Source organism: Paenibacillus sp. JNUCC-31 (assembly GCF_014844075.1).
Classification (GTDB): Bacteria; Bacillota; Bacilli; order Paenibacillales; family Paenibacillaceae; genus Paenibacillus.
In genome coordinates this window covers 5,683,159-5,701,509 of record NZ_CP062165.1, presented here as the reverse complement: position 1 = coordinate 5,701,509, position 18,351 = coordinate 5,683,159, and the positions used below count along the sequence as shown (strand labels likewise).

The following is an 18,351-nucleotide window of genomic DNA, read 5'->3' as shown; positions in this document are numbered from 1 at the left end:
GATTCTCTGCTTCTGAAACCATGATTTTATTCATTTTCTGTATAAAAGTGAATTACCCTTATCTTAAATTGTGGGTAACTCGTTGAGAACCAACAAACCCTTATGCACCAAGGCTTTCCGGCTTCGATCATTTCCCAGTTCCACACCTTCATTTTATGGGTAACTCATAATCTGAACCGTCTCGTCGAGAGGTTGATTGTGTCTTGCGTAATACCGATATATCGCAATGTCACGTTCGGGTCAGAGTGGTTAAATATCTCCTGCAACTCTGCCACATCCTTAGTTTCTTTATAGTAATGGTATCCATATGTCTTCCTAAGCGTGTGGTTCCCAATCCCCTCAAGACCGTAATCCTTAGTGATTTCCCTCATGATCTTATATGTCATTGAACGACCCAAAGGTTTGTTAATCCCTTCCCTGCTTTTGATCAAGAATTCATTGTCCGGTCGATCCCCGATCAAACGCAACAGATCACGCCTAACCGCATGATTCATTTCGTAAACCTTTTGCTTGCGCGTCTTCTTCTCTGTAATGTATAGCAACGGTTTCTTCAGATCGCGAACACGCAGCGGAAGTATGTCCGATATTCGGAAGCCAACATTAATCCCAATGACAAAAAGAATGTAGTCTCGGGGATTCTCCTTCCTAAGCAATTTCATTTTGATATCTTCAATGATTTCTTTATCTCTGATCGGTTGAACATACTTCATCTCACCACCTCACAAAATCCCAAACGTTTGGGATTACGTTCAGATTAACAACTACTCCTTGCCACTGCGCGCAGCGGCTTACGATTCAGAACTTGATGCTTCATCGGTAGCACTGGTTGCGCCATAGGCAACACAAGCGGCTCTGTCTGAATATAGTAGTCCATAACGCAACCTCCCTACTCAATCTGACTGAGAACCCTATTAATCTCATTGCCCATAGCTGCACCAAACTCTTGTGCGGCTTCTTCCACACTTGCTTTAAGCAAAGTAAGATTAACGCGAACCTCATTCTCAAGCAGATCACACGCATCAATTGAAACAATAATCTGAAAGTCTGCATCCTTGGTCTTCGTCTTTGAAGCTACCAGTGTACTACCTCCAGCTTTGGCGTTGACCAATTCATCTTTCGATGTAAACAACGTGATATTCAATCCTGTTTTACTCACACTATCAATCCTTTCATATAAGATATTGTGGGCAAGGATTTGCACCTTGCATTGGTGTGCACGAGAAGCTTTCTTCTATGGTCTGCACTTCACCCTACCATATATAGCGTCTACCTATTCCGCCACCACAGTTGAACTACTTCCTGCATTTAGGTGTCAAACATAACTGCACATTTCCTGTCCATGTTCCCCATACGCATCCACGACATTGCTCTGGCTGAAGTTCCGATTTCACTGGTATAGGTGGAGGACGCTTCACTGCTTTGATCGCCATGGGATTACCTCCTGCTTGATACAGCAAAAAGGACATCGATTGTCGATGCCCGTTCGTGCGATTCTTCCAAACTATAAACAACTCCTTTATTATAGTTCTTACCTATAGGTGGCATTCGTGGGACAAAAAAATCCACTTTAAGCGGTTATTGAATCAAAAATAAGCTACTCTCCAAATCTTTTGAAATTTTTCTTTGTGCACGGTCAATGTATTCCGAAACGGAATCTTTACTTATATATAGCATGTCGGCGATTGCGCTGTGAGAATAACATTCGCCGTGAGCCAGTACGTAACATTCTCGTTCACGATCACTCAGCCTTGAAAGGGCATCGCTAATTTGGAACCTTTGCCAATCCGTCAAGTTGCTTGGGCTGCCTGCCTTCGAATTGCTTACGTAGGCTTGCATTTTGAGCGGATCAACAAGTACTTCACGTTGATATGCTGCCAAGCGTTCAACACCACGTTTGTTACCTGGCCTTCTTCCGGTGGAGAGCCACTCTTCTACGAACTCACACTCACTAATGATTTTAGAAATAATCTTCTTATCATCTGCATCAGCACGATCGTAAAGCCGCTTTGCAATTCTTCTTGCTTGTCGGCAACTTTTTGGTGTTGTTCTTCCCAAGTCAATTGTGTTCCTTCTACTATATGGCTCCATTTGATCACCCCTGTCTGTACATGTCTGGAACTGCTTGTTGATCATTATTTAATCGCGGTGTCTGCATGCGTTCATAATTAGCAAATTTATTGTAGTCTTTCATAAATACCAGTTCGACCGTTCCCACTGGACCGTTACGCTGTTTGGCTATGATGATCTCAATAATGTTTTTCTTCTCGGTCTCCGCATCGTAATAATCCTCTCGGTGCAGGAAAGCAACAATATCCGCGTCCTGCTCAATAGCTCCTGATTCCCGTAGATCGGACATCATTGGCCGTTTATCCTGCCGCTGCTCAACCGCTCGGTTAAGTTGTGATAATGCGATTACAGGAATATGTAGCTCCCGGGCCAATTGCTTCAACTTCCGGGAAATATCCGTTACTTCCTGTTGACGGTTTTCCTTACCCTTCTCTCCACTGATCAGTTGGAGATAATCAATCATGATCATATCCAATCCGAATTTCTGTTTGAGTCTCCGGCATTTGTTAATGATCCCCTGAGCTGTAAGAGCTGCTGAATCATCAATGAAAAGATGCGATTCGCCTAATGTTGAAATTACGTTAGTAGCATTTTCCCAATCATCTCCACGTAGGAATCCTGTACGTATCCGATTAGCTTCAATATGGCCCTCGGCACTGATCATTCTTAACGCAAGTTGTTCGGCTGACATCTCAAGCGAGAAAACCGCCACTTTCTTCTGTCCCTTGAGTGCGACAAACTGGGCAATGTTCAATGCAAAAGCAGTTTTACCCACGGAAGGACGAGCTGCAACAATAATCAGATCACTGTTCTGAAAACCCGATGTCATCCGATCCAGATCAACATACCCGGAACGAATGCCCGTTACCTCATCGCCTGAATTAGCGTAACGTTGCTCCATGATGTCGAATGCAGAAAGGAACACTTCGCGAGCTGTTCGAAACTCTCTACCCTTAACGGCTTTGTCAGATAGGTTCGATGCAGCCGTTTGTACACTTGCCAAGGCCATCATGCCGTTATCTGATTTCCATGCGTTGCGAAGCTGTTCTTCCAGTGAAAGAATTGTTGTCCGGTGCAAGTATCTGTCATGCATAATTTCAGCATAGTGTGTGATATTGGCTGCTGTCGGTACGCTCTTTGCCATCCTTGCAAGGTAGCTTACACCGCCTGCCGTATCCAGTTGTTGATTGTCCTGAAGCTTTGCCATCAAGGACACCAAATCTATGCTTATTCCCAGTTCGGATAACTCTTTCATTGCTGAATAAGTGACCACGTGTTGATTAGCGTAAAAATGTTCGACAGTTAAGGTATCTGCCACATTCAGAAAGGCGTTTGGATCAATCAAAATTGCACCGAGAACAGATTGCTCAGCTTCCAGACTATGTGGCAACTCAAGTTCATTTTTTTTCAAGCAAATCACGTACCTTTCTGCGCTGTTCTTCTGTCGGTCCAACTGCACCCATACTAAGATTTTCATTTGTCGCAAGTATCCTTTGTCCAGACATCTTTAACCCTGTGTGGTAACGGTCGCTTTCAGTCACAATAGGCTTCTTTGCCAGTGCTCCGGGGTGCGGCGGATACTTGTTCTCTGGATCAGCAACGTATTTCTTGAGATTAGTTTGTGCCAGTTCAAAAGGGATATCGGTTAGGGTCTCATGCCAGCTCTGGAGTTTCGAAGCAGTCCCTGTAAAGGCTGGATAAAACTCTATGATTTTGTCGAATAGCTTGCCAACTTCACTGATTTTCATTTTCCATCCCTTCCGCCATCTCAGCAAAGCTTCGTGCCTTGGTATCGGGCTTAGTTGTCGTTTTATTCTTGCGGTTATCAAACTCACGATCTATGGCAATGGCCTGATCCAAGGTGCGGACACCACCTTTGTAATAATCGTCTAATATTTTGAGAATCAGTTTGAAGTTGTAGCCTTTAGACGAAATGGCTGCACGTTCTACAGCTCGTACAACAACCTCTTCGCTCATGCTGTACATCTCAATCGAATCGATAAGCTGTTGCGCTTGGAATGGATTACATTCAACTCCAAACACTCGTAAGTGAGCTGCATAAAAAGATTCGTATTCGCCATGATCAGAAGATGTAGAAGTAGAAGAATTAAAATCTTTTAATAATCCTGAACCTTTTACCCCACTTTTTACCGTATCTTTTACATCCCTTTTTACGGTATCTTTTACCGTAATATTTCCGGTAAGATGAACCAATTGATATTTTCCGGCTTGCTGTTTTCCTTGATTCTTATATATGAGTCGTCCTTTTTGGATGAGAGCATTCCGATGTTTGCTAAGCGATTTTTCAGAAATACCTACCTTGGCCATCAGTGTTATATTGGCTACTGTAAACCACTCTGGACATCCGCTCTTATTTGCAATCACCAAAAGGTGAAACCACAAAGTCTGTGCGGATGGCTCCAATGGATTTGTTTCGAGCCAATCTGTGAAGGCTGTCATTTCTGCGATGTAATTCATTTCATTCACCTCTTCGTTGCTTGTACCCAGTTACCCAGGCAAATCCTCTGTGCTTACGCCAAGAGTCTTCAATGATGTATGACTTTCCCAAGGGAAGGAATATGTTCGGCTCAATTCGTAACAGCCCGTACTTGGTATGAACTGTATTCATCTGTGCGATGGAAGAATCGGGACAAACGATCATTGCCAAGCGCTCAATCCGGCAACCTTTACGAATGAGTGGATTAAGCGCATGTTCAATGATAGCCTGTGCTTTAGACGATATTTCGACCATAGCGGTGTTCCTCTATATCCCGTCTTGTGGTTCCTATAATTGCATTGATTGCTTGCGCATTTAGAGATAAGTCATCTGTCAACAACTCTTCAATCCGGTTAAGGGAATCGGACAATACTTCGATTTGCCGATTGGTTTCATCTAACGTATCAAGCACCTCATCAATAATCACGTCTGCGTCAACCGTAAGAGGCATTCTTGTATTGCTGGTACGATGGAACAACACTCGATCTTCTGGAGAACGTAACACCTCAGTTCCATCTAATAAGCGATAGATATCGTATCCTTTAGGCGTTTCCATATGTGCACCGTCCTATATTCTGATTCAATAGATTACAGCCATAACCGAGAATTGCGATATGAAGCGCCCCATCCATCCGTCTGGACGGGGATCTCATTTGTTATTTCAAGATATTTAGGGGAGTAAGGCGTGAGTGCACACGCCGGATCAAATTGAATTACTCTCAAACCCCTGCTGTTTATCCGATATGTGACAGGCTTATTTTCATAGCACCACAGCATGTCCTCGTTAATCTCATGTATGACTACTCTTTTCCCTGCATCACGTCCGCTGTTTACACGGCAGACCTTTCCACGTTTGAACTGATCAAAGAAAAAGAAGAACATGCTACATCACAGCTTTGACTTCATATCGTCACATAACTGTGCTATACGCTCTGAAATGGCTTTCTTCTGATCCTCGTTGTCTAACTCGGAAACAGAACCTATCAAACTATTAAAATTACTGAGAAGCGATTCAAAGTGTACTTTGACCTTGATCGCAGCCGTATTGTTGTTTTTGCGCAACTGCTCTTGCAGTTCAGCGACTTGTTTTGCCGATTCTTCTTCACGCTTCCGGGCTTGTTCTGCCAGCTCCTGTTCACGTTCCTTGATGGCTGCGTCAACCTTGGCATTCAGTTCGTCTTCTTTCGCCTTCATTTCAGCTTCCATTGCAGCCACACGTTGCTGAGATTCAGAAAGGGACTTTTCAGCCTTGCGAAGCTCTGTTTTCGTCTTAGCATCTGTGCTGGTTGCTTTACCTGGCTTCTTTGCTTCCTCTTGAGCAACGGCCAACTCATTCTCTAGCTTCTGGCGTTCTTCAAGCAATTTCTGATACTCTCCGCGAAGAACTTCGCGTTGCCGTTCTTCCTCTATACGTGCAGCTTCAGCTACCTTCGCACGCTCCTGTTCCTCTGCAAGTAGTCGTTCCGCTTCCTTCCGTTCCTTGATGGCCGCCTGAAGCTCACGAGCCGACATTTCAGCAGCGTTGTTATCCTCCACAAAGGATTCTCGCTCTTCAGTTGGGACAGATAGCAGAGCAACCGCCTGACTATAGGACAAATTACCAAGCGTTTGAGAATTAGCATATTCAACAGAGATTTTCATAAAGTTATTAGCTGAAGACTGACTGTAATTCACATGTTCTTTCAACCATGTTCCCCATTCACCATGACCAACCAGTTCCTTCGCTTCTGTCAATCTCTGACCAATCTCAATCGCGGACTGCAAAACATACTGCCGGGCCTGCTGATCAATACTGCGAATCTCAGCAGCGATAATATCCACTGTACGGTTTGATACTGATGTCTCTGTAACTGGAACAACTGTAGTTGGAGCCTCTTCTTTTTTCTTACGAGTTGTCATATAGCAGCAACTTCCTTCCTTTTTCTTTTGAGTTTGGTATTTTCGAATTGTTGAACAAACTTTTGCACATCGGGTGTCATAGAAGCATTTTTAAATCCTCGTGCCTGTTTGATTGCATTCTTTTGTAATTCAATCGTGTAGTAGGGTGAGTTGGGGTTGTTTTTCCTACGAACAAAGAGAATTGTTGTTTTTCCTTCAGCGTGTCTATCAGCATAACGGGCAACACAATGTTCCAGCCTTTTTCCTTCCTCAATCAATTCTTCTGTTGTCTCAGCCGGGATCACGACAAACTCTTGGTCTTCGAACTTATACTTTTGAAGGGTTTCAGCCCGTTTTAACATTTTGGCTCGTGATCGTTCATCAGATGTAGTTTTCACAAGTTTCATCGTCCTCTGATGTTCCTCGTGCAAGTTTTTTGGAAATAGAATAAGGCTATGAGACAAGTCCATTTCAAGCGTTTCACAATCTCGGATGTAATCTCGCCAAGCAATGAGTAACCCAAAATATGTTTTATATGTGTCACAGATTTGAACTTGCTTTTGCATGTAGTTCATTGCCTTACGTAAAGTGGAATATTTAAGAACTACATTCAGTTCATTCATGACATCGCCAACTGAATCCGTGAAAAAGTTTTGAATCTCCTGAATTGTTGGAGGTGCACTATCTTTACGTGACAGTTGAAACAAACGCAATTGCATTGGGTTTAACTTTTGTTCTTTATGAACTAGCTGGAAATCTTGTTTACTTAGCCGCAACACATCATGAAGTTGTTTCGCTCTCCAATTGATGCAACTGTACGTTTTCCCATCAAACAATTTAGCGCCTACAAAGTATTTGAATCCCAGTTTCGTTAAAATCTCGATAACCGGGTATTTGCTATAAAGAGCAAAAAACTTAACGTAATCCCTTTGAGGTTGTTCATGCTGATCCCAAGTGCTGTAATAGAACGGTGTACCAGTGACAGCTTCTTTAATGCTTTCAATGGGGCAGTGGGGATAAGATTCTATTGAATGAACTGAATTGGCTTTCTGCCATCCTCCCCAACGTTCATACATAGTAGCTCTTCCTGGATTGCCTGATTCGAAAAGATACTTAGCAACAATCACATATTCAGTCTGGACCTTCGTGTAATCTCCTGAGTAATCACGATAGACTCTGAATACCTGTGCGATGATGGCTGAATCGGGATTGACTTGTGATTTCTCATAGAAAACGACCGTTCCATGATCACGCAAATATTTACGGCTCATACCATGATTTTTAACTCTGCAATCTGACTTGCAATTTGGACATTCACTCTTGCCGTTATGTTTTAAATCTCCAGAAGTCCGAAAGCGGGAGTTACAGTGTGTGCAGTATCCATACTGGACTCTGGAAACACGCTGAATGAAAATGTATCTGCTGTGCTTCAATAGTTCATCTATTACATATTTCTCTAATTTTTCGGATCGCTTAGACGGAAAGTGTGTCATGTCCTTTTCTTTCTGATTCATCTAATCACCTCACAGTAAGTCATCTAATGAAGCTTTAAGTTCAACTGGAGCCGCAACAACCTGCTCTTGTTTGCTCGGAACTCCGAAATACTTGAGAACAATTTCAAAGCCTTGCTGATCACTGAGAACACCCACACCATTGGACTGTTTCTTTTTGGCTTCTTCCTTCATTGCGTTCAAACTGCCAATAATGGTTTTTCCATCCGTCAATACAAACGCCGCATGTTCTGGATGATTCCGAACATATCCAGTCAGAAAGGAACCGACATGCTGAACATATGCGTCTTTTGATTTGGCTGACATTTCTTGCTGAAGCTTTTGCAATGCTTGCTGTATCACGTTCATCACTCCTATGAATAACCGGAAGGCTGAGCCTCCCGGTATGTGGTATGAAAAACTAGCCGATGATAACTACCTTGTCATCATTGATAAAATCTTCAAGACGCTCGTCCAGGTATACCTTAATTTCAGCAATAGCACGAAGTTTCCACTCTCCACCGTCTGCCTCAAATAGTGCAGCGGATGGGCCATCCTTCATACGGAAGACAAATGCGCTCTCAGGCTGTTCAATCTCCACGAATGTACGGAAAGGCTTGAGGTGTACAGGATTCGGAAGCTTCACATTTTCCACCGTGGCTACCCCAGTCTTAGCTGTAACCTGTTGACTAACCCCATCATCACCAAAGCTCGTAACCTGTTCGTCTTTGACATTGCCGACAATAGACAGTAATGCGTCTCTTGTGTTCGTCTGAACAAAGCAGCTTTGAAGCAGGATGTTGAAACTCTCGATGTTGTAATATGATCCGAAATTGATGTCCGGTAACAAAGCATTCGCTTCAATAATCAAATTCCGCTGTAAATCGCGATTGTATCCCGTCACAACGCTCACATGTGTTGGTGATTGGATATGAACGATGAAGGGGAACTTTCCATCAAAGTTGCTGGTGATGTAATCCACAATCCCGCCCAAGTTACGAACCTTCAATGTTTCTGTGGTTGCTTCATGAACACGGCGTAAATCGGAATTAGTGAAGACTTGCTCACCGATCTGCTCAGTGTGAATACCAGCCAAGCCCAAAATTTTGTCAATTGCTTCTTTAATCATGTCATGTCCTCCGCTATTCAATTTTCATAGATCACTTGAACATCCCTACGACTTTACCGCTAGGGCTTGTCCCAGTTCCGTCAACCACGTCACCCGCATCATTCAGTGCCATCTGGTCTCTGTCGTTGCTCAGATTCAGTTCTTTCAGCACCGCATTTCCTTCACGGTCGAAGTCAAAGACAAACTGAGTTGGAACACCTTTCGCTGGAGCCAATGACGATTTGACCTCAATATCGGTTTGACCGATTTGACGTGCTTCATTCGGCTTAATCTTGATAGAAATGGTTACCGTACGAACGGCCTCAGCCTTCGTGTTCGGGTCCAATACGTTCTCCGCTACTTTGTTCAGCTCACGGTTGATCCGCTCTGCCATCGCTCCGCCTGCCAGATTGTTAATGTCCACTTGCATATGTATCACCTCCTCTCACGTGGTGATTTTTTAGGACGATTGATGACTTTCTCTACTTCCGTTTCAAAGGTTAGAACGGTACCTGCATTCGTTTCCAAGCGTATGGAGGTTCTAGCCTTTCCCCATATCTCCGTAACATCGCCAACCTCGCCCGTTTTGAGCTTGACGGTATCCCCTTTGAGTACAATCATGTAAGCACCCCCTTATCAGAGCGCTATTTTTGTGTTATACTGATCTCGAATATTTTTTTAACCACCGAAATCGTCCGGCTCCTAACCCGGATGATTTCTTTTTTTATGCCTTCTTTCATCGAAACACCCCTAACCAAATCGCAGTCGAATCGCTTTTAAGGCAATTTCTTTGTTGTAAGCATCTAGCAAATCCATATCTGACAAGTTCACTTTGTTCTGTTCGCTGAACAAGTGCATCGCTAGATTTAATAAGAATTTTTCTGCATTGGACCATGGTTTTGAAATTCGTTTTAATGCTGGGAAATCAACTGAACATTCTTCCAAGTCAATATGTGGAGAAACAGCTCGTGTGAGATTTTCGCTATTGGTTAAGATGTATAGCATCCCGCGCCAGTTTTTATCAGCCAGCAAATGTTCTGGAATCATGATTAGCACCCCCATTTAGTTCTTCCTTCAAATCATCAATCTCTTTATCCAACCAATCCTTTGCCGCTTCAAGAATCGTTCCGCTATTGCGAAACTGAATCAATCCCTGCAAATGGACATATGCACACCAGTTATTCAATGCATTCTGAAATTTCATTTGGATTCTCCTTTCAGAAGATTTTCTTCATAGTTCCATCACAGTGTTGCTCAAAGTTCCAGTACATCGTTGCATTTATTAATCGGGGAAAGCTTGTCCACTGAAACGACTCTGAAAAAGCTGAGTCGTTAATTCATTACATGACTTTTACCAAAGAACAGGTTTGACCAGTTACAATCTCGGAAACAATGAGTTTGCAACGATCAGGCAAATCTGTTTTAAAGGGATCAATTTTTACCTTGATCCCATCAATCATTCTGTAATGACCAATAACTTGTAACTTCGGACGTTTTTCCTTTTTGTTCACCATCTCTCCCCCCTTAGTTCATACTATTCAAGACGGTTTGTCCGACTTGACCATTCGACTTCTTGTTTTTTTTCGGGGCTGATCTTCTCCAAATGAAAAAAGATAATTTGCACTAGCGTTAGGAAAGTATTCTTCACGAATAGTAATCATCTCCGAGCGTGTGAACTCTGTTCGACCATTAAGCTTGTTGGTCAATGATCTCGGGGAGACTCCAATGCTCTCAGCTATGCTTTTCTTAACAAATCCATTTCGTACAATCTCAGCCTGCAAATTAGGGAACAACGTAATCACCCCCTCTCGATTTACGTTGCAGGGTAACTAAGGCAAATATTATACCCCATGAAGTAATTAGTCAACACTTTTCGTCAAAATATTACGTTGCAACGGAAATATTTTTCCTCTATAATGATGCTTATATGAAGTAAGAGAAACGGAGGTCACTTTGCTGTGGACATGCTTGAGAAAATTGATTTGTTGATGAAGAAAAAAGGGATACATAGTAAAAATGAACTTTCTAAAAAAGCAGATATTCCTTATACAACAATTGACGGAATGTACAAAAAGGGAACTGAAAATACTAAACGATCTACATTAGCTAAACTTGCAAGTTTTTTCGAATGTAGCCTGGATTATCTTATAGACGACAATATGGAAGTGGATTTGCCTCGAATTGATCCTGAATCATTTTCTTATATTCCGGTTGTAGGAAAAATAAGCTGCGGAAACGGCGTTTTAGCTTTTGAAGATATTTCAGACTATGAGCCGGTGCCTAAAGAATGGGTGAGTGGCGGGGAACATTTATTTTTACACGCTAAAGGAGACAGTATGAGTGGTGTAAGAATAAATGAGGGAGATATGTTGTTGATTAGAAAACAACCCGATGTAGAGAACGGAGAAATAGCTGCTGTTCTTGTGAATGATGAGGCGGTTCTGAAAAGAGTATTTAGGAATGGTGAACAGATGGTTCTTCAATCAGAGAACCCAAACTATCCCCCATATTTGCACCACCAGCGGAGATAGTCATTATAGGAAAACTTAAAATGAATTTAATCAAATACTAAGGAGGATTAACTCGATGAGTAATGTCGCCGCTTATATTCGTGTATCAACTGACGAACAAGCAGACAAGGGGAATTCTCTTAACGAGCAACAAGAAAGACTTAAAGCATACTGCGTGGCGATGGGCTGGAGTGAACCAACATTTTATATCGATGATGGTTATAGTGCCAAGGATCTTAGACGGCCAGCAATAAAAAAATTATTGGATGATGTTACTGAGGGTAAACTCCAAATTGTACTTACATCGAAATTAGATAGATTGTGCAGAAACCTGCTTGATCTACTTCAAACAGTAAAATTATTAACTCAGTATAATTGCAGTTATGTTTCCGCATCCGAGAGTTTTGATACATCTACCGCAGTAGGGAGAATGACACTTCAATTGTTAGGGACGTTTGCTGAGTTTGAACGTGAGCGTACTTCTGAGCGCGTTAAGGACAACATGATATCACTAGCTAAAAATACTGATCGAGCAATAGTCGGACCCTGTTACGGCTATGATGTAATAGATAAAAAGTATGTTATTAATGAAGAAGAAGCAAAAAATGTTAGATATATGTTCGAACTTGCTGAACAGGGTGATGGATATCGCATGATAGCCAAAAAATTAAATGATAGAGGTATTACTACTAAAAGAAACAAGATGTTTGACCAAATAAATGTTAAACGATTGATTACAAATCAGGCTTTAACAGGAACAATGATATACAACAAGAGAAGTACAAAAGATTCTAAAACAACTTTTAGAGATGAATCGGAATGGATCGTTAAAGAAGGAAATCACAGTCCGATAATCCCAATTGAACAATTTGAAAAAGTTCAGGAAATCTTACGTTCAAGATCGAGAGCTAGAAAACACGCGGATAATGAAACATATCTTCTCACAGGGCTTGCTAAATGTGGCCATTGCGAGAGAAATATGAAAGGAAGTACAGCCAGAGTCAAAAGGAAATATAACGATTATACTTACTATCGCTATATTTGTGGCTCTTACCAGCTTGGTTATGGTTGCAAGCATCATGCGGTTCACAGAGAAGATCTAGAAACATTAATTATCGAACAGATTCGTGAACTGGTGGCTGCTTCAACAAAAGAATTGAATATTAATATCTCACCTAGAGCTTCTGCAATAGATGAAATTAAAGATTTGAAATCACAATTAAGTAAAGTCGGAAATAAAATGCAAAAACAAATCGAGGCTTTTGAAAATGATTTGATCTCTGCGGAGGATTTGAAAGCGGCTCGAATGAGGGTTGAAGCGGATCGTGATAGTCTGAACAAACGTATCTCACAACTTTTGTCCAAAAAGTATGAAGCAGAAACTGTCCAAAAAAATGCTGCCTTAATGCTGCCTGACATATTAGGAGCAGATAGATTAAAAGCTAAGCAGGCAATACGCCAAATTATAGAACAAGTCACTATAACAAACGGAGAACAAATTGAGATTGTTTGGAAATGATTTGTTATGCCTCAATATACAATCGGATCACCCATTGTATATTGAGGTAAAACTAAAACCGCACAACATTAGAGGATATTTTCCCGATAATATTCAAGTCTTTATGAACTGAATCAACATATTCGGGGTTTGATGTATATAGTCGGTACTTCTCGTCCAAGAATTCAATTCTTCTTATTAACCTCTCCCCGTTGATTTCAACAAGAAATATTCCATTTGTAGCATCCCCGCTTGAAATATCTGTGTCAATAAGAATTGTATCCCCTGTAATGATTCTATCACCATTCATGCTATTGTCTTTTACAACGTATACCAATTTCCCCTTCAATTAAATCACTCTCCCCTTGTTGTGTCTCATTGCTGTCTGGTTTACCTTATGCGTACGGAATGCTATAATTTCCAATGAAATATGCATAAAGGAGCTACCAAAGTGAAAGTCTCCCGTGGGAGGTGCTTACTTCTGGAGCGTATAAATGAATTGGGATTGAGCCAAGCGGAGTATGGACGTCGAGTTGGACGATCCAAAAGGATGATATCTCATTTTTGTGCTGGAACAAGGGTCATGCAACCTGAAGATATCTACGCTGCTCATATTGTTTTCGGCCTGAATCTCAAGGATTTATACGAACTCCACATAGGTGAGTAGGTGCGGCGTGCCGCCCTCCCTCGGGCTAAAAGGGAACTAATAGTTCCCGTATTTATATGTAAATAATACCTTTTACCCATGACAATTTGTGTCATAATGTGTCGAACGAACTAAAGGTAAAACTTTACAACGTTTCACATCTTGAAACAACGTTCAGTCACATGGTCTAGTGCAATAAAACAAAATATTCAGAACTTTTGTTCTTATGATTATTTCTTTGAGTGTCGAATACACTCAAATAATACAACGAAAATGGAAGGAACAACGCAGGCGTTTGGGATGATTTTCGGCTGAATAAAAAAAACCGCTGGATATCCTCCTGCGGTTTTCATTTCGCTAAATGGAAGCGGCTACTATATTTTTAAAACTAATAAAACTATAATCTTCTTCTCCACGTACAAACTTGATCTCTTTTCTTTGCTGATCAATGGACTCAACAACCCCCCGCATACTTGTGTCGTCAAAGGGGTCAAATATAGTCAGTGTGACTGACACACGCTCCTGGTATGATTCCATTAAAGCCTGACCGATCAATTGCCATTCCTGTTCATCCAAGATTGGCTTCTCGCGACGATTGAGTTCTTGCATATGGGAGACATATGCTTCCCGATGTTCCGGCAAAATCATCCGGCTACCTTCAAAAATTCCATTATCATTCAACTTACTTGTCATAAAATCCCCTCCGAATAGGAACGTATGTTTGTATTATATGTGAACATATATAATCTAATCAATAGCAAAACAAAAAAAGGCCGCTGCCATTATGAACCAGCAGCGGCCTTTTTGAGTAATCCCAAACGTTTGGGATTATGAATTTATGACTCAACCTTTTTAAGTAATCGACTGACAACAGCGCCCAACTCTTCGCGTGTTACTGTAGCACCCGGACGTTTACCGTCGAAGTAACCCTTCTCTGTCACCTCTTTCCAAGTTGTCTCCGCCCATTTACTAGGAACGTTAATATCTCTCTCCTGTGCCACTGGTTTCTCCTCCTTCACCTTTTTAACTAGTCCTAGATAGCTTGCAATTCCCTGAACGTGTCCATCAATAATTGCATCTATTACACTTGCTTGCTTGAGCTGATCCGCATTAGCACCCACGTCTACAAACAAGTTTTCTGTCAAGACCGCTGGCATCTTACTTTCACGGACCATATGAAGGTTCTCGGCCTTCTGCCCACGGTCAATGCCACCGAGCTTGCTTATAATGGCTTTGTGTAGTGCCTCCTGTAACTTAATGCTACCCTGAGAAGCTTTTGTATAACGGAACGTCTCAAAGCCGCCCTTGCCACCACCAGCGTTGCAATGAATGGAAACAAGAAGATCAGCACCAGCAGCATTGGCTTTGCTTGTCCGGTCACGAAGCTCTAAGAATACATCCGTAGATCTGGAGAGCAACACTTGCACGTCCTCATAGACCGCCTCTAGACGTTGTTTAATTCCAAGCGACACCTTTAATGCAATGTCTTTTTCCTGAATGCCGTTTGCGACAGCCCCAGGGTCCTTTCCCCCATGCCCTGCATCTATCCATACTGTTTTCATATTCATCATCCTCTCATATTTGTTAAACTGCTGGTTTTTGAGTAGTATCATCCTGTGGTGAATCTGGTAGGTTCGGATTGACCGGAATCGAAGATTTAGATTCAAATATTTTCACGGCGTTACGAAGTGCATCCGGCATTGGTAACCCCATTCGCCCAGCATTTTCAATAACAGACAATAACTCATTTGCAATGTAGAAGAAGACTACCGCGTCTTGAATGTATCCGGTATCTCCCCAAGCTAAATCTATATAATGAGAAATCGTCACGATCGCGAAGATGGCTGCCTTTCGTGCAATCCCTTCAAACCCGACTCGGCTACGTAGCTCGTGTTTAATCCAAGCTGCTGCCCATCCTGTTAACCAATCAACAACTACTAAAATCAAAAGTAAATGTATCAACATATCCCATCCTCCAAAGAGGTATCCCGTGCCAGCCCCCATGACTGCGGATACCATTTTAATGACATTAGTTATCCCCTCGCTCATCCCGCTTCCTCTTCTCTCTATTTATTTAATTACAAATAGCCCCCGACCACTCCGGGAGCATTCAATTTATTCACTTATACAAGCATGGTGGGCACCCCCTTTATTTAGAGTCCTATAAAACTTTTGCCAGAGTTATCCGTTATAAATGGTATAATCTATATAAAAAGGAGCTGTACCCCTTGAAAAAAACTTTAGTGAAAACAGTTGTTACTCTCGGTATTGGTATGATGATTGGATCGGCAACACTTGCTGCCGCTGCTCCATCCACAATCCAAGCCGTCATCTCAAATTTTAAAGTCGTAGTGAATAACGAACAGGCCAGCCTGAAGAATGCCCCTATCGTCAGTGAAGGTGTAACATATTTACCAGTACGCGAAGTGGCAAGTCTACTTGATGCAGAAGTTAAGTACGATTCTAAGAACAAACAAATCAATATTAATTCGAAAGGTGATGATACTTTGCAACCAACCGCGACCGTCACAGAGTGGGTTCCCGCTAAAGAGGCAGTGTCCAAGTATGGAATCAGCATTAATATTTCGGATGTCACTACTGTGTCCCTTAATGACAAGGAAATAGTTTTCCCTCTCTCAATGTATGATCAAAAGGAAGGAGTGAAAACTGTCAAAAACGAAACTGAGACAGCCACACTCAAAATTGATCAGAACGAATTATACTTTGGTGATGACACTTTGAAGTTATTAGGCGTTCAGTAATCACCTCCGCCTCTACTTTGTGCAAATATTTGTGTGAAGACTGACGCAACAACCCTCCCCAGTGAATCAACTGGGGTTATTGTTATTTCGTGATAATCACCACGATTTATTCGCCCGCTGTTATCTTTGGATAAGTAAGGAACGATGTCGATTTCCTCACCTGAAGACCCTACTCCCGAAATTAGTTTTCCATCCACTCTAACTTGGACCTCCGAAGGAGTCGGTCCTTCCCATATGCCAAATTCAATTTCATGTGTGTGTCCTGGAATCGTATGCGTGTGGTCCATCTGGTGTGTATGTTCAGGAATAGTAACTGTGTGATTGTGCGCTGGAATTGTGACTGAGTGGCTATGATCGGCTGTTAGATTGTGGGTATGCGCCCCAGATTCAACAAAGGTCACTGACGTTCCATCCTCTTTCATTAATTTTGTTCCTGAAGCTATTCCGTGGTTATGTGCACCGCCCATGTTGACTGCCTGCATAACGTCTATTGCAAATATCCTCCAATTATCAGACGTTGAAGCTGATTCAACCGATGTCGCCTTAGTCGAAGTTGTTGGAGTTGTTGCTCCTCCTGCTGCTGTTGTATTTCTGGTGCTCGGACCCGATGAAACCGAAGGTGCTGATTCGATAGCTCGGCTATATCCCCTGAATGGTTCTACTCGGAACGACAGGGCAACCTTGTTCACTCTGGCCGTCTCTGCCGGAAGCCAGAACCGCAGTACAGCCGGATGTGTTGGATCGCAGTTATCTGCGAAATCGTGACTATCGTAGTTGGTAGCGCCTTGGGCATACACCTCACTGATATGCATCCGGTTCCGCAGTTCCGCAATACTGCCTGCGATATCCTGCGATTTGTTGGCAATCTCTAGCGTCACCGCTCCGGGTTGTCCCAGCACATCACCTTTGCCCACCTTGACCACTCGTGCTTTGATATCAACGCCTAATTCCTGATCCTGCACCCGGACCATCGCGCCGGATTTGAACCTGTCGATTGGGTCATTCGTAAGTGCATAAATCTCAGCAGCGTCCACGGTATAATGCACACTTGGCACTTTCAACTCTTCCATTAATGTTTGGCACCGAGCAAGCAACGTTTCTGGATACTCAAAGCGCCGATCAACGAAAATCGTCTGCACAATCCCGTATTTCTGAATGAGCGCTGGTTCGGCATCTATATAAGGCTTTCCGCCGTTCAAATCGGCGAATGTGAGCTGATTGACACCCTCACCATAACCAAGGCCGAAAATTCTTGTAGACACCTTAGACGCGTCCACAACGCGTGTGATGCCCTGCAAGTTTACCCCGTACCGAATATAGAGTTCTTCTTGCTCGGATGGCTTGATTAGATTGAGCCGCCACGGATAGGTGGTTGTGTCAAATGCCCACATGTATTCGTCAGGAAACGGATTCGGAACCGAGAACAATGCACCAAGTAAATTATCGTTTTCCCAGTTATATTCGAACTGTCTATCAAACTCGATCGTGCCAAGCTGCCACCGTTTTACGGTTTGTTTGGACAAAATGTATTGGAGAACATCACGCGTATACACGCCCAGGTTTCCAACTGTGTGGTACAAGAACAGTACATCATCCAACAACGTGCCCAAAACATGCTCACACTCATATGAAATGAACGGCCCATCAGATCCACGCTTAGTTGTTGGTTTCAGGATTCGGAACAATTCCAAACGTTCATCTCCATCGAATATCTCCACAAAGTACAGCGGTTGGCATTCCATGTTTTTCTCATCATTTGCTGGCAAGCTGAAGCTGGCCGTCCAGATCGCATTCATTGGAGCTTCATAGCTCACATCGAAAGCATTCTCCAGATACGCCACCTTGCGCATTTGCAAGTCATATACCGTTACATACGCTGGTCTTCTCATAAGCCC

The 18,351-nt window shown here is 42.5% G+C and carries 26 protein-coding genes; 3 read left to right on the top strand and 23 right to left on the bottom strand.

Going from position 1 to position 18,351, the window contains the following annotated elements:
- Positions 1–164: 164 nt before the first annotated feature.
- The 18 genes from JNUCC31_RS25070 to JNUCC31_RS24990 form a co-directional block, all read right to left on the bottom strand.
- Entirely contained in the window at positions 165–710 is a 546-nt protein-coding gene (locus JNUCC31_RS25070; protein ID WP_192265745.1) for a tyrosine-type recombinase/integrase, read from the bottom strand.
- Positions 711–886: 176 nt separating this feature from the next.
- Complete coding sequence (locus JNUCC31_RS25065) at positions 887–1,141, bottom strand: hypothetical protein (RefSeq protein WP_228469233.1); 255 nt, start codon at positions 1,139–1,141, stop codon at positions 887–889.
- A 434-nt stretch (positions 1,142–1,575) separates the two neighbouring features.
- A complete protein-coding gene (locus tag JNUCC31_RS25060; RefSeq protein WP_228469232.1) occupies positions 1,576–2,055 on the bottom strand; it encodes a sigma factor-like helix-turn-helix DNA-binding protein in 480 nt (159 codons plus the stop codon).
- Between the two features lie 37 nt (positions 2,056–2,092).
- A complete protein-coding gene (gene dnaB, locus JNUCC31_RS25055; RefSeq protein WP_228469231.1) occupies positions 2,093–3,478 on the bottom strand; it encodes a replicative DNA helicase in 1,386 nt (461 codons plus the stop codon).
- Positions 3,465–3,815, bottom strand: a complete 351-nt coding sequence (locus JNUCC31_RS25050; protein WP_192265688.1) for a replicative helicase loader/inhibitor — start codon at positions 3,813–3,815, stop codon at positions 3,465–3,467. The genes dnaB and JNUCC31_RS25050 overlap by 14 nt, the downstream gene beginning before the upstream one ends.
- Entirely contained in the window at positions 3,802–4,545 is a 744-nt protein-coding gene (locus JNUCC31_RS25045; RefSeq protein WP_192265686.1) for a DnaD domain protein, read from the bottom strand. Before JNUCC31_RS25045 ends, JNUCC31_RS25050 begins: the two co-directional genes overlap by 14 nt.
- Position 4,546: 1 nt before the next feature.
- Positions 4,547–4,819, bottom strand: coding sequence for a hypothetical protein (locus JNUCC31_RS25040; RefSeq protein ID WP_192265684.1), 273 nt, complete (start codon positions 4,817–4,819; stop codon positions 4,547–4,549).
- A complete protein-coding gene (locus tag JNUCC31_RS25035; RefSeq protein ID WP_192265682.1) occupies positions 4,800–5,120 on the bottom strand; it encodes a hypothetical protein in 321 nt (106 codons plus the stop codon). Before JNUCC31_RS25035 ends, JNUCC31_RS25040 begins: the two co-directional genes overlap by 20 nt.
- 32 nt (positions 5,121–5,152) lie before the next feature.
- Positions 5,153–5,446, bottom strand: a complete 294-nt coding sequence (locus tag JNUCC31_RS34220; protein ID WP_488656251.1) for a hypothetical protein — start codon at positions 5,444–5,446, stop codon at positions 5,153–5,155.
- Positions 5,447–5,452: 6 nt separating this feature from the next.
- The gene (locus JNUCC31_RS25030) at positions 5,453–6,463 is read right to left on the bottom strand and encodes a DUF3102 domain-containing protein (RefSeq protein ID WP_192265680.1); all 1,011 of its coding nucleotides are present in this window, start codon (positions 6,461–6,463) and stop codon (positions 5,453–5,455) included.
- Positions 6,460–7,713 (bottom strand): PcfJ domain-containing protein, encoded by a 1,254-nt coding sequence (locus JNUCC31_RS25025; protein ID WP_228469230.1) that lies wholly within the window; start codon positions 7,711–7,713, stop codon positions 6,460–6,462. The genes JNUCC31_RS25030 and JNUCC31_RS25025 overlap by 4 nt, the downstream gene beginning before the upstream one ends.
- Positions 7,714–7,965: 252 nt before the next feature.
- A complete protein-coding gene (locus JNUCC31_RS25020) occupies positions 7,966–8,295 on the bottom strand; it encodes a hypothetical protein (protein WP_192265678.1) in 330 nt (109 codons plus the stop codon).
- A gap of 58 nt (positions 8,296–8,353) precedes the next feature.
- Positions 8,354–9,061 carry a hypothetical protein gene (locus JNUCC31_RS25015; RefSeq protein WP_192265677.1) on the bottom strand — a complete coding sequence of 236 codons (708 nt, stop codon included), beginning with the start codon at positions 9,059–9,061 and terminating at the stop codon, positions 8,354–8,356.
- Between the two features lie 31 nt (positions 9,062–9,092).
- The gene (locus JNUCC31_RS25010; protein WP_192265676.1) at positions 9,093–9,470 is read right to left on the bottom strand and encodes a replication terminator protein; all 378 of its coding nucleotides are present in this window, start codon (positions 9,468–9,470) and stop codon (positions 9,093–9,095) included.
- Positions 9,471–9,475: 5 nt separating this feature from the next.
- Positions 9,476–9,661 carry a hypothetical protein gene (locus JNUCC31_RS25005; protein ID WP_192265675.1) on the bottom strand — a complete coding sequence of 62 codons (186 nt, stop codon included), beginning with the start codon at positions 9,659–9,661 and terminating at the stop codon, positions 9,476–9,478.
- Between the two features lie 129 nt (positions 9,662–9,790).
- Positions 9,791–10,087, bottom strand: a complete 297-nt coding sequence (locus JNUCC31_RS25000; RefSeq protein WP_192265674.1) for a hypothetical protein — start codon at positions 10,085–10,087, stop codon at positions 9,791–9,793.
- Positions 10,062–10,244, bottom strand: a complete 183-nt coding sequence (locus JNUCC31_RS24995) for a hypothetical protein (RefSeq protein WP_192265672.1) — start codon at positions 10,242–10,244, stop codon at positions 10,062–10,064. Before JNUCC31_RS24995 ends, JNUCC31_RS25000 begins: the two co-directional genes overlap by 26 nt.
- A 136-nt stretch (positions 10,245–10,380) precedes the next feature.
- Positions 10,381–10,554: a hypothetical protein gene (locus JNUCC31_RS24990; protein WP_192265670.1), complete on the bottom strand. Its 174-nt coding sequence runs from the start codon at positions 10,552–10,554 to the stop codon at positions 10,381–10,383.
- A 450-nt stretch (positions 10,555–11,004) separates the two neighbouring features.
- Between JNUCC31_RS24990 and JNUCC31_RS24985 the strand changes: the two genes are divergently transcribed.
- Both JNUCC31_RS24985 and JNUCC31_RS24980 read left to right on the top strand, forming a co-directional pair.
- Complete coding sequence (locus JNUCC31_RS24985) at positions 11,005–11,571, top strand: LexA family protein (protein ID WP_228469781.1); 567 nt, start codon at positions 11,005–11,007, stop codon at positions 11,569–11,571.
- Between the two features lie 55 nt (positions 11,572–11,626).
- Positions 11,627–13,069: a recombinase family protein gene (locus tag JNUCC31_RS24980; RefSeq protein ID WP_192265668.1), complete on the top strand. Its 1,443-nt coding sequence runs from the start codon at positions 11,627–11,629 to the stop codon at positions 13,067–13,069.
- A gap of 52 nt (positions 13,070–13,121) precedes the next feature.
- Here the strand turns inward: JNUCC31_RS24980 and JNUCC31_RS24975 are convergent, their stop codons facing one another.
- The 4 genes from JNUCC31_RS24975 to JNUCC31_RS24960 form a co-directional block, all read right to left on the bottom strand.
- A complete protein-coding gene (locus tag JNUCC31_RS24975; RefSeq protein ID WP_192265742.1) occupies positions 13,122–13,397 on the bottom strand; it encodes a S24 family peptidase in 276 nt (91 codons plus the stop codon).
- A 654-nt stretch (positions 13,398–14,051) separates the two neighbouring features.
- Entirely contained in the window at positions 14,052–14,387 is a 336-nt protein-coding gene (locus JNUCC31_RS24970; RefSeq protein WP_192265740.1) for a YolD-like family protein, read from the bottom strand.
- Between the two features lie 143 nt (positions 14,388–14,530).
- Entirely contained in the window at positions 14,531–15,256 is a 726-nt protein-coding gene (locus JNUCC31_RS24965) for an N-acetylmuramoyl-L-alanine amidase (protein WP_192265737.1), read from the bottom strand.
- A gap of 22 nt (positions 15,257–15,278) precedes the next feature.
- A complete protein-coding gene (locus tag JNUCC31_RS24960) occupies positions 15,279–15,743 on the bottom strand; it encodes a phage holin family protein (RefSeq protein ID WP_192265735.1) in 465 nt (154 codons plus the stop codon).
- A gap of 179 nt (positions 15,744–15,922) precedes the next feature.
- Between JNUCC31_RS24960 and JNUCC31_RS24955 the strand changes: the two genes are divergently transcribed.
- Complete coding sequence (locus JNUCC31_RS24955) at positions 15,923–16,456, top strand: stalk domain-containing protein (RefSeq protein ID WP_192265732.1); 534 nt, start codon at positions 15,923–15,925, stop codon at positions 16,454–16,456.
- Here the strand turns inward: JNUCC31_RS24955 and JNUCC31_RS24950 are convergent.
- A complete protein-coding gene (locus JNUCC31_RS24950; RefSeq protein ID WP_192265730.1) occupies positions 16,450–18,345 on the bottom strand; it encodes a phage tail protein in 1,896 nt (631 codons plus the stop codon). The two genes, JNUCC31_RS24955 and JNUCC31_RS24950, sit on opposite strands and share 7 nt — an antisense overlap.
- Positions 18,346–18,351: the final 6 nt, after the last annotated feature.

Bases quoted from the DNA above. Each gene is read 5' to 3' on its own strand.
- JNUCC31_RS25050 (WP_192265688.1), bottom strand. From the start codon at position 3,815: ATGAAAATCAGTGAAGTTGGCAAGCTATTCGACAAAATCATAGAGTTT.
- JNUCC31_RS25035 (WP_192265682.1), bottom strand. From the start codon at position 5,120: ATGGAAACGCCTAAAGGATACGATATCTATCGCTTATTAGATGGAACT.
- JNUCC31_RS24980 (WP_192265668.1), top strand. From the start codon at position 11,627: ATGAGTAATGTCGCCGCTTATATTCGTGTATCAACTGACGAACAAGCA.
- JNUCC31_RS25005 (WP_192265675.1), bottom strand. From the start codon at position 9,661: ATGATTGTACTCAAAGGGGATACCGTCAAGCTCAAAACGGGCGAGGTT.
- JNUCC31_RS24950 (WP_192265730.1), bottom strand. From the start codon at position 18,345: ATGAGAAGACCAGCGTATGTAACGGTATATGACTTGCAAATGCGCAAG.
- JNUCC31_RS24960 (WP_192265735.1), bottom strand. From the start codon at position 15,743: ATGAGCGAGGGGATAACTAATGTCATTAAAATGGTATCCGCAGTCATG.
- JNUCC31_RS25010 (WP_192265676.1), bottom strand. From the start codon at position 9,470: ATGCAAGTGGACATTAACAATCTGGCAGGCGGAGCGATGGCAGAGCGG.
- JNUCC31_RS24965 (WP_192265737.1), bottom strand. From the start codon at position 15,256: ATGAAAACAGTATGGATAGATGCAGGGCATGGGGGAAAGGACCCTGGG.
- JNUCC31_RS24985 (WP_228469781.1), top strand. From the start codon at position 11,005: ATGCTTGAGAAAATTGATTTGTTGATGAAGAAAAAAGGGATACATAGT.
- JNUCC31_RS25000 (WP_192265674.1), bottom strand. From the start codon at position 10,087: ATGATTCCAGAACATTTGCTGGCTGATAAAAACTGGCGCGGGATGCTA.
- JNUCC31_RS25025 (WP_228469230.1), bottom strand. From the start codon at position 7,713: ATGAGCCGTAAATATTTGCGTGATCATGGAACGGTCGTTTTCTATGAG.
- JNUCC31_RS24990 (WP_192265670.1), bottom strand. From the start codon at position 10,554: ATGGTGAACAAAAAGGAAAAACGTCCGAAGTTACAAGTTATTGGTCAT.
- JNUCC31_RS24995 (WP_192265672.1), bottom strand. From the start codon at position 10,244: ATGAAATTTCAGAATGCATTGAATAACTGGTGTGCATATGTCCATTTG.
- JNUCC31_RS25070 (WP_192265745.1), bottom strand. From the start codon at position 710: ATGAAGTATGTTCAACCGATCAGAGATAAAGAAATCATTGAAGATATC.
- JNUCC31_RS25045 (WP_192265686.1), bottom strand. From the start codon at position 4,545: ATGAATTACATCGCAGAAATGACAGCCTTCACAGATTGGCTCGAAACA.
- JNUCC31_RS25030 (WP_192265680.1), bottom strand. From the start codon at position 6,463: ATGACAACTCGTAAGAAAAAAGAAGAGGCTCCAACTACAGTTGTTCCA.
- JNUCC31_RS34220 (WP_488656251.1), bottom strand. From the start codon at position 5,446: ATGTTCTTCTTTTTCTTTGATCAGTTCAAACGTGGAAAGGTCTGCCGT.
- JNUCC31_RS25015 (WP_192265677.1), bottom strand. From the start codon at position 9,061: ATGATTAAAGAAGCAATTGACAAAATTTTGGGCTTGGCTGGTATTCAC.
- JNUCC31_RS24970 (WP_192265740.1), bottom strand. From the start codon at position 14,387: ATGACAAGTAAGTTGAATGATAATGGAATTTTTGAAGGTAGCCGGATG.
- JNUCC31_RS25040 (WP_192265684.1), bottom strand. From the start codon at position 4,819: ATGGTCGAAATATCGTCTAAAGCACAGGCTATCATTGAACATGCGCTT.